Consider the following 14,502-nt stretch of genomic DNA (forward strand, 5'->3'; position numbering starts at 1 on the left):
CAATGGGGGGAAGGGGGAAGTGTGTCTGAACGACGGAAAGTGGTTAAAAAGTAGCCGATGTAAGTCGAGCCAGTAGGTGTTTAGTGATGTTACAGCCTGAGTGCGGTACTGGCTGAGGTACTATGAGAAATCCGGGCTAGGGGAGATGAGGGACGGGTTAATGTTATCAACTAATGTACGCGTATTGCCTTTCAAATCGAAAAGCCCTACTTTGGGAACGTTACCATTTATATCAATCCATTTTTATGCCTTCATCCCGAGCTACCCTCATCGAAGTTGCCAAATTGGCAGGCACCTCTAAAACCAGCGTTTCGCGCTATTTTGGCGAAGAGCATGACCGGCTATCGCCTTCCCTCAAAAGGCGCATCGCCCAGGCGGCAGGGACCCTTGGCTACCAGCCGAATCAAATGGCACGCGGCTTAAAAGGGGGGCACTCGAAATTGATCGGAATGTTGGTCGCCGATATCCGCAATCCGTTTTCAGTAGCCATCACCCACGGTGTCGAGCAAGCTTGCCGCCAATACGGCTACTCGCTAGTCGTGTGTAATACCGACAATGACCCGGAGCAGGAGCGCCAGCATCTAGACCTGCTTGGCGCCTATCAAGTGGAAGGCTTGGTGGTGAATGCATCCGGCAGCCCCGAACACCAGCTGCATACCATTATGAGTCAGGGAACCCCTATTGTGCTGCTAGACCGCGACGTCGACCATGTGGAGGCGGAAGTGGTCGGGCTCGATAATCACCTGGCGGTTGATATGGCGCTCGAACACTTGTGCGCCCAGGGCTACCAAGCCGTACTGTATGTCAGCGAAGCGCCCGAACAATCAAGCACGCGTCAACGACGTTTGTCGCGTTTTCACCAAGCTGCCGAACTACGCGGGCTGCATCACGCGACATTACTGCTTACCACCGAAGATGGCACTGCATCGCAGCAAATGCTAAGCGACTTTTTAGCCGACCACCAACAGCACGCTTGTGCCGTTTTGTGTGGTAACGGTAATGCCACCCTAGCAGTGACTGCCCTTTTTCAGCAGTTGGGCTTAACACTTGGCAAGACAGGCTTGATGGGGATTGATGAACTCGATTGGTGCGCCTTAGTGCCTCCCGGCATCACCACCCTTGGCCAGCCCACCGATGCGATCGGCAAAGCGGCAATTGAATGTTTGATGCATCGCATTGCACCCCATATATCGGCAATGCCGACCACGGTGAGTTTTGCCCCTGGCCTGATTGAGCGGGGCTCCACCCAGCGCTAATTTCCAAGGCATCGCTAGAAAAGAGTCGCAAAAATGGTATCGTTCCCATTGAATGCTAAAAAACAGTCGAAAGAGAATATTGACCATGCCACACGCTATCGATAGCCCACCCGAAATTCTCACCTTTGGCGAGGCCATGGCCATGTTTGTAGCGGATACGCCGGGCGATTTATCCGCTATCGAGGGTTTCCACCGCCGTTTGGCCGGTGCCGACAACAATGTCGCCATCGGCCTCTCAAGACTGGGTTTTCAAGTGGGTTGGTTAAGCCGAGTGGGCACCGATAGCTTTGGGAAGTTTATTCAGGCGGCGTTAACCGCGGAAGGAATCGATGGCCGCTATATTCACGCCGATGCACAGCACCCCACCGGACTCCTCTTTAAAGAGCGCGCCCAGGACGGCGCCGACCCGCGAGTCGAATATTTCAGACGTGGCAGTGCTGCCAGTCACCTGACGGTTGACGACGCCCAGCATGTCGACTTCCAAGCACTTAACCACCTTCACGCAACGGGCATTACACCGGCGTTATCTGAAAGCGCCTGCCAGCTTAGCCATCATTTGATGGAACAGGCCCGCGCCCATGGTGCCAGTGTTTCCTTTGACCCTAATTTGCGACCGTCACTTTGGCCCAACGAAAACGTTATGCGATCGACCCTCAACGAACTCGCCGGCCGTGCCGACTGGGTACTACCAGGGCTTTCCGAGGGCCAGCTACTCACAGGGCAAAAGACGCCTTACGACATAGCAGGCTACTATCTGGATCAAGGTGCTTCGGCGGTGGTTATCAAACTGGGCGCGGAAGGCAGCTATTACCGAGGCAGCTTAGATGGGAAAGAGGAGAGCTTTACGGTAAGCGGTTGCCCTGTCGCTGAAGTAGTGGATACCGTAGGTGCAGGCGATGGCTTTGCCGTTGGCGTAATCAGCGCCCTGCTTGATGGCTGCTCAGCACGCCAAGCCGCCCAGCGGGGAAATTTAATTGGCGCTCAGGCCGTTCAAGTCATTGGTGATATGGAAGGCCTGCCTGGTCGCGAGCGTTTACAGGTGCTTGAAGCAGAGCAACCCACCGCCTGACCCGCCTCGCTTTTTTGTAGCCGCTTTTTTACCCTGGAGATAACAATGCAAAAACGGTTAATGGTTCAAGGACGACTCAGCGATGCCCAACTGGGTGAGCTAAGCGATTTATTTAAGGTAGATGTGCTGGCAAAAACCTCCGCGCTTGATGCCCCTGAAAATCGCGCTCTATTGGCAGAGGCGCACGGCATTATCGGTTCCGGCTTGGCAATCACCCCTCAGTTGCTGGACGCAGCCCCCAACTTGGAAGTCATCGCGACCGTTTCTGTTGGCTATGACAACATCCCCGTTGATGAACTGACCAAGCGCGGCATCATGCTGTGCAATACACCGGATGTGCTTACCGAAACCACCGCCGATACGGGGTTTGCACTGGTCATGGCCACCGCGCGTCGAGTAGTGGAACTAGCCGAGTGGGTAAAAGCAGGCGAATGGCAAGCCAGTATTGGCCCCGCTCTGTTTGGTAGCGATGTGCATGGCAAAACCCTGGGCATGGTCGGCTTTGGCCGCATTGGGCAGGCAGTGGCCAGGCGCGGTGCGCTGGGCTTTGGCATGCCGGTGCTCTACTCCAACGCCTCCCCAAAGCCCGCATTAGAACGCGAGCTTGGCGCTAAGCGCTGCGAACTAAACCAACTGCTGGCCGAAGCTGACTTTGTCTGTGTCACAGTACCGCTGACAGCCGAGACCGAACACCTGATCGGCGCCAAAGAATTTGCACAAATGAAACCAACCGGCATTTTCATCAATATTGCCCGCGGCAAAGTCGTCGATGAAGCGGCATTGATACACGCTCTGGAGAGCGGCGCTATACAAGCAGCCGGACTGGATGTCTTCGAGCAGGAGCCGCTCGCCGCCTCGTCAACGCTACCGACGATGGCCAATGTCGTCGCTTTGCCGCATATCGGCTCTGCCACCCATGAAACCCGCGACGCCATGGCTCAACGGGCTGTGAATAATATTCGCTTGGCGCTTCAGGGTGAACGCCCCATTAGCCTGGTCAATCAGGAAACCTATCAATGAACTCTGCGATGAGCACAGCCACACCGCTCTGTCTGCTGTTTGACTGCGATGGCACCCTGGTGGATAGCGAGATACTGCTTGCCGAGGTGATGGGCGAGATACTTCCTGAATTCGGCCTACCCTTTTCAGCCCGACAGTATATGGATGAATTTCGCGGGGTGCGTTTCCAGACCATCGTCCAAACACTGGAAAGCCGTTTTCAGACGTTGGCAGAAGACAAATTCACCCAGCTTGAAGCGGACATGCGGGCACGCATGGAAGCCCGCATGCGTGCCGAGCTTGTGGTAATACCCGGCATGCCCGATGCGTTGGAACAGTTAAGCAGCCACCCTATGGCCGTGGTATCCAATGGCCCCGAGCGCAAGATCCGTTGCGCGCTGGAAAGCACCGCGTTAGGCCACCATTTTGAAGGCAGGCTGTTTAGCGCCTACACCCTCAACGTATGGAAGCCAGATCCCGAGCTGTATCGCAAGGCGGCGGCCGCCATGGGCTATACTCCACGTCAGTGTGTGGTGATTGATGATGCGGCGGTGGGTGTCGAGGCAGGCCTAGCGGCAGGCATGCACGTGATTCATCTGAACCACTTTCCTGGAGAGGAAATCACTCCCGACGGTGCGATCGGCATTCTGCATGCCAGTGAATTACCCACCGCGATTGCCAACCTATCCACCAACGTGCCTGCTGACGTTTAATACCTGGAGTTGACACATATTGGTGAAAATCGGCTCAGGAGGATTCAATGAGGTTATTTTCATTGCAAGATCAAGTGGCGATGGTTACCGGCTGCAACAAAGGCTTAGGCCAAGGTATGGCCGTGGCCCTGGCCGAAGCGGGTGCTGATATTGTCGGTGTCAGCCGCCGCCCTGCCGAGGAAACCCGCCAGCAGGTTGAAGCCTTAGGCAAGCGCTTTTACGCTGTTGAAGCAGAGTTAGGCAATGATTCGCCTAACGACATTGTTCATCAAGCGGTCACTCAGGCGGGTAAGCTGGACATCTTGGTCAACAATGCGGGAACGATTCGCCGGGCACCGGCTATCGAGTTCACCGAAGAAGACTGGGACGCGGTGATAGACATCAACTTGAAGGCAGCGTTTTTTCTCTCCCAGCAGGTGGCTAAACACCTGATTGAGCGCGAGGAACCGGGCAAGATCGTCAATATTGCCTCACTGCTGTCGTTCCAAGGCGGTATTCGCGTGCCCTCCTACACCGCCAGCAAAAGCGGCATCCTCGGCCTAACCCGCCTGATGGCCAACGAATGGGCTGCCCATGATATAAACGTCAATGCCATCGCCCCAGGGTACATGGCCACCGATAATACCCAGGCGCTGCGCGACGACCCCCAGCGCCACGATGAAATACTCGGACGCATTCCCGCCGGCCGCTGGGGCACGCCCGAGGATCTAGCGGGTGCCGTGATCTTTTTATGCTCCGACGCTGCCCACTACGTCCATGGTCATACCCTGGCAGTTGACGGTGGCTGGCTAGCCCGCTAAATGATATCCAGCAGTAAGTTGAATGCCATCCAGCCAGTCACTAGCCAGCCGTCGACTGCCGCAACACGAACTCTACGCCACGCAGCTCGGCAAGGCCACGCATGCGCCCGTAAAGCGGGTAACCCGGTGCCGTATGGCGCTGTTGATCATCGAGAAGCTGGTGACCGTGATCCGGGCGCATCGGTAAACGTGCCCCACCTTCGCGTTCGCGGCGCCGCTCTTCTTTCACCAGCGCATGAATGACCCCCACCATGTCCACATCACCGGCTAGGTGCGACGCCTCGTGAAAAGACAGGTTATCCGCTTCGCGCTGCGTGGCACGCAGATGGATAAAATGAATATGTGGGGCAAAGTGGCGGGTCATGGCCACCAAGTCATTATCTTCACGGACGCCATAAGACCCTGTGCAAAGCGTCAAACCATTGGCGGGGCTGGGCACACGATCGATAATCCACTGGGCATCCTCGCGCGTCGATACCACCCGGGGCAATCCCAGCAACGGCCGGGGCGGGTCATCCGGGTGGATGGCCATACGAATGCCCACCTCTTCCGCCACCGGAATAACCGCCTGCAGAAAGTAACCCAGGTTTTCTCGCAACCGGGCGGCGTCGACATCGGCATACCCTTCCAGCACAGCCCGAAACTGTTCAAGGGTGTAATGCTCCTCGGCGCCGGGCAGCCCCGCGATCAGGGTATTGACTAATTGGTCACGGCCAGCGCTATCCAAGCTTTCCAGATAGCGACTTGCTTGAGCTTTATCCTCAGCGCTGTAGTCTTGCTCAGCCCCTGGTCGCCGCAGCAGATAAAGATCGAAGGCCGCAAAAGCCACCTGATCAAAGCGCAGCGCCAAGGCGCCATCAGCTAATTCATAGGTCAGGTCAGTACGTGTCCAATCGAGTACCGGCATGAAGTTATAGCAAACGGTGTCGATACCGCAGGCCGCCAGGTGTCGCAGCGTCTGGCAATACGTTTCGATCAGCGCGTCACGTTCTGGCAGTCCTTTCTTGATCGACTCATGGACCGGGACGCTCTCCACCACCGACCATGTCAGGCCAGCCGCTTCGATCATCTGCTGACGCTCGCGAATCGCCTCAACCGGCCATACCTGATCATTAGGCACCTCATGCAGGGCGGTAACGATACCGGTTGCGCCTGTCTGGCGAATCTCGTCCAGGCGAATCGCATCATTCGGGCCAAACCAACGCCAGGTGTGTTCCATGGTGCTCTCCTTTTTTGTTAGCCCCTAACCATGCTTCAGCGCTGCGAGCGCCTCCTCCAGGCCTTCCTGGGTCAACGTCTGGTACGCCGTCACCACGGCCTGGGCAAATGCCTTATTCGTTGCCAGTTCGCTTGGCACCACATCATCCATGGCCAGATACGCCGCCACCAGTGCGTCAGCATCGCGACCATGCGCGTGATGTATCGACTGGAAGCGCTGGGCGAGCGGGTCGTCGACGGGGTGGCGATTGCCCATCAGATCCTCACCCGAGGTATAGCGAATCCACGCCGCCATGCCTAATGCCACGCACGGCGATGACTGACCGACACCTGCGCGCTTCAGGGCGGCGGATAGCCAGCGCTGCGGGAGCTTCTGGCTACCATCCATGGCGATCTGATGCAGGCGATGGCGCAGGCTATCGTTGGCAAAACGGGCCAATAGCGAGTCCGCGTAGGCGTCCAGGTCGATGCCCTCGGGCATCTCGAGGGTGGGCGCCGCCTCTTCGAGCATATAGCGGTGTAACAGCGCCCGCAGTTTGGCATGCTGGACACCCTCATAGACCGTTTCAATCCCTGCCAACGCACCCAGGTAAGCCAGCAGCGAATGACTACCGTTGAGCATGCGTAGCTTCATGGTTTCAAACGGCGCCACATCGGCCACCATTTCAACACCTTCAGCTTCCCAGCTCGGCCGCCCTGCGGGGAAGTGGTCTTCGACCACCCACTGCGTGAATGCTTCGCACACCACCGCGTTTGGGTCGTTAACGCCCAGCGCTGCCAAGCGCTCAAAGTCAGCGTCCGTCATCGCGGGCACGATCCGATCCACCATGCTGCAAGGGAACGCCACTTCATCGGCAATCCAACTCGCCAGGTCGGGATCTTGGTGTTCAGCGAGCTGCACCACCGCCTGGCGTGTCCGTTTGCCGTTATCCGGCATGTTGTCGCAAGACAGAACGGTAAAAGGAGCAATGCCTGCCTTGTGCCGCCGGGCCAATGCTTCCACCAATAGCCCGGGCGCAGTGCGTGGCTGCTTGGGGGCAGCGATATCAGCGGCGATCATGGGGTCATCATTTCTTAACTCACCACTGGCAGGGTTCAAGAAATAGCCTTTTTCAGTGACCGTCAGGGTCACAATTCGCGTATCCGCGGATGCCATCCGCGATAGCAAGGCCTCCCGGTCGCGTCCCCAGTTACCCTCTGTATCGCAGCCAGTGAACAGCGTCTCTTCGATCACGCCTATTTCGCGCAGCGTCAGGCTTTCACTGTCGGCGTACTCGGCAACATGGTAGCGATGCCCTGCCGCGCGCAACCCGTCGACCAAGCCAATGCTGGCACGAAGGTTAGGTTTTGTACGAAAAGTCGGCACGCAGGCAACGATCTATGCAAGCCACGCATACCATGGCGCGAAAGCTACGGGCCAGCTTGTCATAGCGCGTAGCGATTCGCCTTAGTTCCTTGATCCAGCTAAAGGCGCGCTCTACCACATTGCGCTCTCGATACTTGGGCTTGTCGAACCCTCGGGGGAGTCCAGGACGAGGCTTTCGATACATCTTGCGCTTCGCGATGATCGGCTTAATCCGATGTCGATCGCAGTAGCGGCGTAAGTCATCACTGTCGTAACCCTTGTCGGCCACGATATAGCGGCAACGCTTTCGTGGCCGCCCTGTCTTTCCTGGCAGATGGATGGTTTCCATCGTGGGCATAAAATGACGAGTGTCGGCGTCGTGGCCCGGCGAGAGCGTGAAGGTCAGCGGCCATCCATGCCGATCACAGACCAGATGGATCTTGGTGGTCAAGCCACCCCGGCTGCGCCCCAACGCATGGTCTACCGGTTCGTCCGATCCCCCTTTTTGCCGCCTCCCGAGGCGGCCCGAGTGGCACGAACGGCCGTGGAGTCGATCATCCAGGTATCCAGGTCCATCAACCCATCCTCGCGCAATTTCAGTTGGAGGCGTGCCAGTACGGCGTCGAAGGTGCCATCATCACGCCACTGCCGGAATCGGTCATACACCGTGGTCCAAGGGCCATAGCGCTCCGGCAAGTCGCGCCATTTGGCCCCCGAGCACAGGACCCAGAAGATGCCGTTCAAGACCTGGCGATCATCCCGCCTTGGCCGACCTATCGTCTGGGGTGGCGATACGATGTCCTTAATCAGCGACCAGCTGTGCTCGGATAGTTCGTAGCGTCCTGCCATACTTCACCTATGCTGCTGCAGCATGGACAAAATTAGCAGAATCTACTTTTCGTACAAAACCTAGCGCTGCAAACACCCCATTCAGAGTCACCTGTACGCTGGCGGTAACGCTCCAGATACGCCGCTTGGTGGGCGCGGTGGAAGGCGCCGAGCCCCAGATGAACGACGCCAACCTCTGCGCTTTTAGATGAGGTTTCAATACGGTGTGAAGGCATGGTTAATGACTCCCCATCAGTAGGTTGGGTAACCAAAGCGAAATAGCGGGCACGTAAGTTACCAACAACAGTACGGCTAAGTTGCAAAGTAAAAATGGCACAATGGCTCTTGCCACCGTCAACATCGGCAGCTTACCAATCCCGGCGACAACAAATAGGCATACCCCTACCGGCGGCGTTGTGAGGCCAATCATCAAGTTTAGTACCGCGATCACCGCAAAATGAACCGGATCGACACCCACGCCAGTCGCTACACCCACCAGGGCGGGAAAAAGAATTATTAACGCGGCGATGGTTTCCATAAACGCGCCGACGAATAGCAGGATCAGATTAAGTATTAATAAAACTATCAGCGGATTATCACTAATGGAGAGGATAAGCTCAGCGATCATCTGAGGTATCTGTTCGCTGGTGAGGATCCAGCCAAACAAATTCGCTAACCCCACCATCAGCAGCAATGCCGAGGAGGTCAATACAGTGTCAGACAAAATCGCCGGCAGTTTTTTCCACGACAACCCTTTGTAAACATACATGCCAACCACTAATGCATATAGGCTGGCAACGATGGATGCTTCTGTGGGCGTGAAGAAGCCACCAATGATGCCGTAGAGAATGATCACGGTCATCAAGAGTGCCCAAAAGGCCGTTTTCGCTTCAGAAAGCAGCTGCAGCAAAGATACCCGCTTCTCTTTTGGATACCCGCGGCGAACGGCCAGGATATACACCGTAATCATCATGGCGAGCCCCAGCAACAAGCCGGGAACGGCCCCTGCCAAAAACATCCGCCCTACCGAAATACCACTCAGCGATCCAGCAATAATCATGGGAACGCTTGGCGGTATAATCGGCCCAATGGTCGACGACGCGGCGGTGACGGCGGCGGCAAAGGGTTTGTCATAGCCTGCGCGCGCCATACCGGGAATCATGACCGAGCCGATGCTGGCAGAATCCGCCACGGCGGTACCTGAAATACCACCAAAAATCATCGATCCCCCCACATTCGCCAGCCCCAGCCCACCGCGAATATGGCCTAATAAGGCGTTGGCAAAGCGCACAATATGATCAGTGATATTACCCGCATTCATCAGGTTACCGGCCAATACAAAGCCCGGAATGCAGAGTAAAACGAAGGTATCGATGCCCGCATACATCCGCTGCGGCACTATGGTTAATGAAATACCCTCCAGCAGGAGGTAAGAAAGTGATGCCAACCCCAACGAAAAGGCTATCGGCATCCCTACCAGCAGTAGCACCAAGAAAACACTAAACAGGATAATAACTTCCATGCTTACGACTCCTGAAGGGAGGCAGAGGAGCGACACATCGCGATCATCCCCTCAAGGCACCCCAGTAAGCTATACACCAGGAGTAGCGCAAAGGTGACGACCGTTGAGAAAAAGATATACAGCATGGGGACATGCAGCGTTGGAGAGGTCTGCCATGTGCCATTTTGGGCATACTTCCAAGCATAAGGCAGCACCAGTAAGGCAAACAGACCAATCATCAAGCAGATCAAGACTTGGAAAGCTGCCTTCATTCGAGGACTCAGCCGATGATGGAAAAGCTCAACGCTGATATTGCGATTCTGGCGCAATACCACACCCACCGATAACGCCACCATGTAAATAAACAGATAGCGCGACAGTTCTTCTGTCCAGGCAATCGAAAACGGTAAAAACAGTCGCGAACATATTTGCAGCAGTACCGTGGCAGCAATGGCAATCAACGCCATAACGGCCAACGTCAAAAAACAGGTATCCACCCAGCCAATCACGCGCCCAATGGAGCCTTTGAATTTAGGCACCGCCGACATTGAATCCAGACTCTCCAACGCTTGCTTTTCAAGCGCTTTGTGATCCGAGTTCATAACCGAATCCTCATGGGCAAGCTGCTTGTGTTGTTAGACAACGGACTGGCGCTACGGCCAGCCCATTGTCGTTGCCAATTCATTGCCAAGACGGCCTTACAGGTCCTGGATAGCGTCAAAGAGTTCACGCTGTTCATCCGTCAGTGCTTCAAGCACGGCAGGACGCGCCTTTTCAGCAAACGCATCGACATCGACCTCAACAAACTCCATGCCACGCTCTTCTAGCGCTTCTTCGAGACGTGCCTGGTCTTCCTCGAACAGTTCAGCTTCGTACGCTTGCATCGTTTGAGCAGCATCGCGCACCACCTGCTGAAGCTCTTCAGGCATATTTTCCAGCTGATCACGTCCAATCACGACATAGATCCAACTACGCACATGGCCAGTCATGTTGATGTAGTCCTGAACTTCATTGAAGCTGGCGCTTTCAATCAAGCTAAGCGGGTTTTCCTGGCCTTCCAGGGTGTTTTGCTGAAGCGCGGTGAAGACTTCACTAAAGGCCATGGGCGTAGGGCGCGCACCCAGTGCTTGCCATGTATCAACGAACAACGGCACGTTAGGCACACGGAGGCGCAAGCCATCCAGTTCGTCAGGCGTTCGGATAGGCCGATTGGAGGTCAAATGACGGGGGCCGCGCTCAAACCACGCAAGAGGTACCAGGTTAGTGCGCTCGGTAATTTGCGCTTCAATTTCGGCGCCAATGTCACCGTTAACCGCAGCATGCAGATGCTCGGCGTCTCGGAAAGCGTAAGGTACCGCCATCATCGCGGCTTTAGGTGCCCAGTTCTGTAAGCTTTCACCGGTGATCGTCATATCCGCCGTGCCTAGTTGGATACTATTGATCACATCCATTTCGTTACCGAGTTGCTCATTGGGGTAAAGTTGCACTTCAATCCGACCGTCGGAATTCGTTTCAACTTCCTCTTTGAACTTTTCGGCGGCCTGGTGCCAGATGTTCTGCTCATTTGCCAAGTGGCCAAATTGCAGCGTGTAATCTGCTGCCATGAGTGAATGACTGCCTAACATGGCAGCCCCGAGAACAGCACTTGTCATAAGTTGTTTGATCATGATTTTTCTCCTGCACACGGGCGTTGTAGATTGTTTGTGAATCGTGAGTTGGCGTTGTTACCCTCAAGCACTGATTTGAATCAGTACCTTTCGGGCCTCTTCAGGACGGTGATCAAGCATGTCAATGGCACCTGGCATCTCACTGAGTAGCAGCCGATGACTCACCAGCGCCAATGGATTCAACTGGCCACTTGCCATTAGCTCAAGCACCTCCGGAAATTTGCGATTATTAAGACGCGACCCCACCAGGGTCAGCTCCTTCTTGATGACCTCTAGCTGAACGAGCTCACTTGGCTGAACGCTGAAACCCAGCAAACCAATGCGCCCGGCGGGAGACGCCAAGCGCAGCATTTGGGGTAAAAGCGCTGGTACGCAGGCCGCATCCGCGATCAGTGGCACCCCCTCACCGTTGGTCAAGGCCAAAACCTCATGTTCGACATCCTGATCACGGCTATTGAACACGTACGTTGCACCGAGCTCTTTCGCTGCCGCTAATCGTTCGTGGATCACATCCGTTACGACCACTTCTTCAATGCCCTTTGCCAGGGCCATCTGCAGGATCGTCATGCCAATAACACCCGCTCCCAAAATCATTAGTCGGTCACCGGGATGCGGCTGCATACGATCAAGCACATTGGCGGCAATGGTGTAAGGCTCAACCAGGGCAGCCGCGTCCAGGCCGATATGATCTGGAAGGTGGTGGACGTTTGCGGCGGGGACGGCAACAGATTCCTCAAAGCCACCGTCACGATGCACGCCGATCACTTCAAGCGCGCTGCACACATTGGGACGGCCAATACGGCAGGGATAGCACTGGCCACAGCTGATAACAGGATCAATGCAAACACGATCCCCTACAGCGACGTTCTGCACTCCATCACCGACCGCCTCTACGACCCCGGCAAACTCATGACCGGTGATACGAGGAAAACGCACAAAAGCGTTATCCCCATGGATAATATGCATATCCGAACCACAGATACCTGCAAAGGCTACACGTACAAGCGCTTCTCCAGCGGCAGCCTGAGGGGGGGCAACATCTGCTACTTGGTAGTCGTGCGGCGCCTTCACCTGAAATGCTTTCATTGTCATGCTTCTCCTCACCAGTGCCACAAAGTGCCATCTTCCAACCGGTTAACCGGCAGACTGGCCCGCTTATAGGGATACTGCTTGGCTAATTGCTCATCGATATCGACGCCGTGACCGGGCGTTTCGCCCACAATGAAGTGCCCGTTTTCAAACCGGTAATCGTGGGGGAAGACCTCATCAGTCGCGCTGGTATGCGGCATATATTCTTGAATGCCGAAGTTGGGTACCCAGGTGTCAAAGTGAATCGCCGCGCCAAGGCAAACCGGTGAGAGATCCGTCGGGCCATGGAAGCCGGTGCGCACGTGATAAAGGCCCGCCAAGTCGGCGATTCGCCGTACGTGGGTAATTCCCCCAGCGTGGGTCAAAGTGGTGCGGATATAGTCGATCCACTGATTTTCAATCAGCGTTTTGGCATCAAACAGGCTGTTAAATACTTCGCCTACCGCCAGCGGTGTGGTGGTGTGCTGGCGAATGAGCCCAAACGCCTCCTGATTTTCAGCAGGCACACAGTCCTCAAGCCAGAATAAATGATAAGGCTCAACTTCTTTGCCTAAACGGGCGGCTTCGATGGGGGTCAGGCGGTGATGAACATCGTGTAGCACGTGCAAATCATCACCAAAACGCTCCCGAACAGCGGCAAACAATTTAGGTACATGGTTTAAGTATTTACTGGTACTCCACACGTGCTCTGCGGGTAAGTCAGCATCTGCAGGCTCGTAGGGTTCGCCATCTTTTTTGGCAACGCCGTAGATGCTGGCAATGCCTGGAATACCCGCTTGAACACGGACTGCCTTATAGCCTTCGTCTACGTGGCGAGCGACCTCTTCCAGGCAGGCGTCGATATCTCGGCCGGTAGCATGGCCATACACCATCACCCGGTCACGACTCTTACCACCTAACAACTGGTACAGCGGCATCTCCGCCAGCTTCGCTTTAATATCCCAAAGCGCCATATCCACGGCGGCAATCGCGGTCATTGTGACGGGGCCACGCCGCCAGTATGCACCACGGTATAGGTAGTGCCAGATGTCTTCGATGCGCTGGGGGTCGCGCCCAATTAACGTCGGGATTACGTGCTCCTCCAGGTACGCCACAACCGCCATTTCGCGCCCATTGAGCGTCGCATCACCAATGCCGTACTCGCCCTGATCAGTCACAATCTTCAGCGTCACAAAGTTGCGCCCCGGCGAGGTTACAATGGTATAGGCCTGCTCAATCTTCATTGGATTGCCTCCTGCTTCAGCGCTGGGTTTTCTTGTTCATCGAACCGTTGATTTTCCTGTGCCTCGAAAAGATTGGGGAAACGACGCACCAGATCGGGCATGGACACCAATATCTCGCGCAAATGAAGAGACATCGCCTGCTCTGCTCGGGAGGCGTCTCGCTCCTCAATAGCCGCAACGATGCTGGCATGCTGATCCACAAGCCTTTCCAGCGGGGTGCTATGGGGCACACTGAGATAGCGCACCCGGTCAAGCTGAGCCCGGACTTCTTCAATGACTTTCCAGGCTGCCTGCTGCTTTACGCCCAGCGAAAGCGTTCGATGGAAGGTTTCATCAAGACGATAAAATCGCTCATTATCATTAGGCTCAATACAGCGACGCTGCCGTGCTAACAGATCATGCAGATCTGTTAACACGCCCGGATCAAGGCCTTTTTCAGCCGCCATTTTTACAATCGCCACTTCCACCGCTTCACGCACAAAGCGCGCCTCAAGCACCGCCCGCTGGGATATCTTCACCACATAAGTGCCACGCTGAGGCTTCACCTCTACTAATCCGGCCTCGGAGAGCCTTATGAAGGCTTCACGTACTGGCTGGCGGCTAACTGAAAAGGTGTCGGCAAGCTCCTTTTCCGATAGCGCCTGCCCTGGCGCCAGCACCATCTGGATAATCGACTGCCTCAGCACATGAAATAGCCGTTGGCGTACCGGGTCTCTTTCGTGGGTTTCCTGCCATAGCGTTTGTAAGGTCGCGTGCATAACAACTGATCCTGATAGGAAGGTTCGTGACAGGTA

Annotated in this window: 14 protein-coding genes; 5 read left to right on the forward strand and 9 right to left on the reverse strand. The window is 55.6% G+C overall.

The window, feature by feature from the left end; all coding sequences use genetic code 11:
- The first annotated feature begins 245 nt into the window (after positions 1-245).
- The 5 genes from B7L15_RS10765 (at position 246) to kduD (ending at position 4,837) form a co-directional block, all read left to right on the forward strand.
- The gene (locus B7L15_RS10765) at positions 246-1,256 is read left to right on the forward strand and encodes a LacI family DNA-binding transcriptional regulator (RefSeq protein ID WP_085918981.1); all 1,011 of its coding nucleotides are present in this window, start codon (positions 246-248) and stop codon (positions 1,254-1,256) included.
- An 85-nt stretch (positions 1,257-1,341) separates the two neighbouring features.
- On the forward strand, positions 1,342-2,325 hold the full coding sequence (locus B7L15_RS10770) for a sugar kinase (RefSeq protein WP_085918982.1): 984 nt from the start codon (positions 1,342-1,344) through the stop codon (positions 2,323-2,325).
- A gap of 45 nt (positions 2,326-2,370) precedes the next feature.
- The gene (locus B7L15_RS10775) at positions 2,371-3,345 is read left to right on the forward strand and encodes a 2-hydroxyacid dehydrogenase (protein WP_085918983.1); all 975 of its coding nucleotides are present in this window, start codon (positions 2,371-2,373) and stop codon (positions 3,343-3,345) included.
- Positions 3,342-4,037, forward strand: coding sequence for an HAD family hydrolase (locus B7L15_RS10780; protein WP_085918984.1), 696 nt, complete (start codon positions 3,342-3,344; stop codon positions 4,035-4,037). The genes B7L15_RS10775 and B7L15_RS10780 overlap by 4 nt, the downstream gene beginning before the upstream one ends.
- Before the next feature lie 47 nt (positions 4,038-4,084).
- Positions 4,085-4,837, forward strand: a complete 753-nt coding sequence (gene kduD, locus B7L15_RS10785) for a 2-dehydro-3-deoxy-D-gluconate 5-dehydrogenase KduD (RefSeq protein ID WP_085918985.1) — start codon at positions 4,085-4,087, stop codon at positions 4,835-4,837.
- A 40-nt stretch (positions 4,838-4,877) separates the two neighbouring features.
- On the opposite strand, the gene uxuA is transcribed toward kduD, so the two are convergent.
- The 9 genes from uxuA to B7L15_RS10835 form a co-directional block, all read right to left on the reverse strand.
- Positions 4,878-6,056, reverse strand: a complete 1,179-nt coding sequence (gene uxuA / locus B7L15_RS10790) for a mannonate dehydratase (RefSeq protein WP_085918986.1) — start codon at positions 6,054-6,056, stop codon at positions 4,878-4,880.
- A gap of 24 nt (positions 6,057-6,080) precedes the next feature.
- Positions 6,081-7,421 carry a mannitol dehydrogenase family protein gene (locus B7L15_RS10795; protein ID WP_254902921.1) on the reverse strand — a complete coding sequence of 447 codons (1,341 nt, stop codon included), beginning with the start codon at positions 7,419-7,421 and terminating at the stop codon, positions 6,081-6,083.
- Positions 7,396-8,249 (reverse strand): IS5 family transposase gene (locus tag B7L15_RS10800; protein WP_139839367.1). Its coding sequence is split into 2 segments (ribosomal slippage): positions 7,396-7,907 and positions 7,907-8,249, totalling 855 coding nucleotides; the frame shifts between segments, so codons are not numbered across the junction. Before B7L15_RS10800 ends, B7L15_RS10795 begins: the two co-directional genes overlap by 26 nt.
- Positions 8,250-8,466: 217 nt before the next feature.
- Positions 8,467-9,750, reverse strand: coding sequence for a TRAP transporter large permease (locus B7L15_RS10810; protein WP_085918989.1), 1,284 nt, complete (start codon positions 9,748-9,750; stop codon positions 8,467-8,469).
- Between the two features lie 2 nt (positions 9,751-9,752).
- Positions 9,753-10,331: a TRAP transporter small permease gene (locus tag B7L15_RS10815; RefSeq protein ID WP_085918990.1), complete on the reverse strand. Its 579-nt coding sequence runs from the start codon at positions 10,329-10,331 to the stop codon at positions 9,753-9,755.
- A gap of 96 nt (positions 10,332-10,427) precedes the next feature.
- Positions 10,428-11,396, reverse strand: a complete 969-nt coding sequence (locus B7L15_RS10820; protein WP_085918991.1) for a TRAP transporter substrate-binding protein — start codon at positions 11,394-11,396, stop codon at positions 10,428-10,430.
- A gap of 63 nt (positions 11,397-11,459) precedes the next feature.
- Positions 11,460-12,482 (reverse strand): Zn-dependent oxidoreductase, encoded by a 1,023-nt coding sequence (locus B7L15_RS10825; RefSeq protein ID WP_085918992.1) that lies wholly within the window; start codon positions 12,480-12,482, stop codon positions 11,460-11,462.
- Positions 12,483-12,496: 14 nt separating this feature from the next.
- Positions 12,497-13,708 (reverse strand): D-mannonate dehydratase ManD, encoded by a 1,212-nt coding sequence (manD, locus tag B7L15_RS10830; protein ID WP_085918993.1) that lies wholly within the window; start codon positions 13,706-13,708, stop codon positions 12,497-12,499.
- Positions 13,705-14,466 carry a GntR family transcriptional regulator gene (locus B7L15_RS10835; protein WP_085918994.1) on the reverse strand — a complete coding sequence of 254 codons (762 nt, stop codon included), beginning with the start codon at positions 14,464-14,466 and terminating at the stop codon, positions 13,705-13,707. Before B7L15_RS10835 ends, manD begins: the two co-directional genes overlap by 4 nt.
- Positions 14,467-14,502: the final 36 nt, after the last annotated feature.

This window comes from Halomonas sp. CSM-2 (assembly GCF_002119345.1).
Taxonomy (GTDB): domain Bacteria; phylum Pseudomonadota; class Gammaproteobacteria; order Pseudomonadales; family Halomonadaceae; genus Vreelandella; species Vreelandella janggokensis.

What these genes read in the sequence shown, in the direction of transcription:
- B7L15_RS10780 (WP_085918984.1), top strand. Translation starts at nt 3,342, where the DNA reads ATGAACTCTGCGATGAGCACAGCCACACCGCTCTGTCTGCTGTTTGAC.
- B7L15_RS10835 (WP_085918994.1), bottom strand. Translation starts at nt 14,466, where the DNA reads ATGCACGCGACCTTACAAACGCTATGGCAGGAAACCCACGAAAGAGAC.
- B7L15_RS10820 (WP_085918991.1), bottom strand. Translation starts at nt 11,396, where the DNA reads ATGATCAAACAACTTATGACAAGTGCTGTTCTCGGGGCTGCCATGTTA.
- uxuA (WP_085918986.1), bottom strand. Translation starts at nt 6,056, where the DNA reads ATGGAACACACCTGGCGTTGGTTTGGCCCGAATGATGCGATTCGCCTG.
- B7L15_RS10775 (WP_085918983.1), top strand. Translation starts at nt 2,371, where the DNA reads ATGCAAAAACGGTTAATGGTTCAAGGACGACTCAGCGATGCCCAACTG.
- B7L15_RS10765 (WP_085918981.1), top strand. Translation starts at nt 246, where the DNA reads ATGCCTTCATCCCGAGCTACCCTCATCGAAGTTGCCAAATTGGCAGGC.
- B7L15_RS10815 (WP_085918990.1), bottom strand. Translation starts at nt 10,331, where the DNA reads ATGAACTCGGATCACAAAGCGCTTGAAAAGCAAGCGTTGGAGAGTCTG.
- kduD (WP_085918985.1), top strand. Translation starts at nt 4,085, where the DNA reads ATGAGGTTATTTTCATTGCAAGATCAAGTGGCGATGGTTACCGGCTGC.
- B7L15_RS10810 (WP_085918989.1), bottom strand. Translation starts at nt 9,750, where the DNA reads ATGGAAGTTATTATCCTGTTTAGTGTTTTCTTGGTGCTACTGCTGGTA.
- manD (WP_085918993.1), bottom strand. Translation starts at nt 13,708, where the DNA reads ATGAAGATTGAGCAGGCCTATACCATTGTAACCTCGCCGGGGCGCAAC.
- B7L15_RS10770 (WP_085918982.1), top strand. Translation starts at nt 1,342, where the DNA reads ATGCCACACGCTATCGATAGCCCACCCGAAATTCTCACCTTTGGCGAG.
- B7L15_RS10825 (WP_085918992.1), bottom strand. Translation starts at nt 12,482, where the DNA reads ATGAAAGCATTTCAGGTGAAGGCGCCGCACGACTACCAAGTAGCAGAT.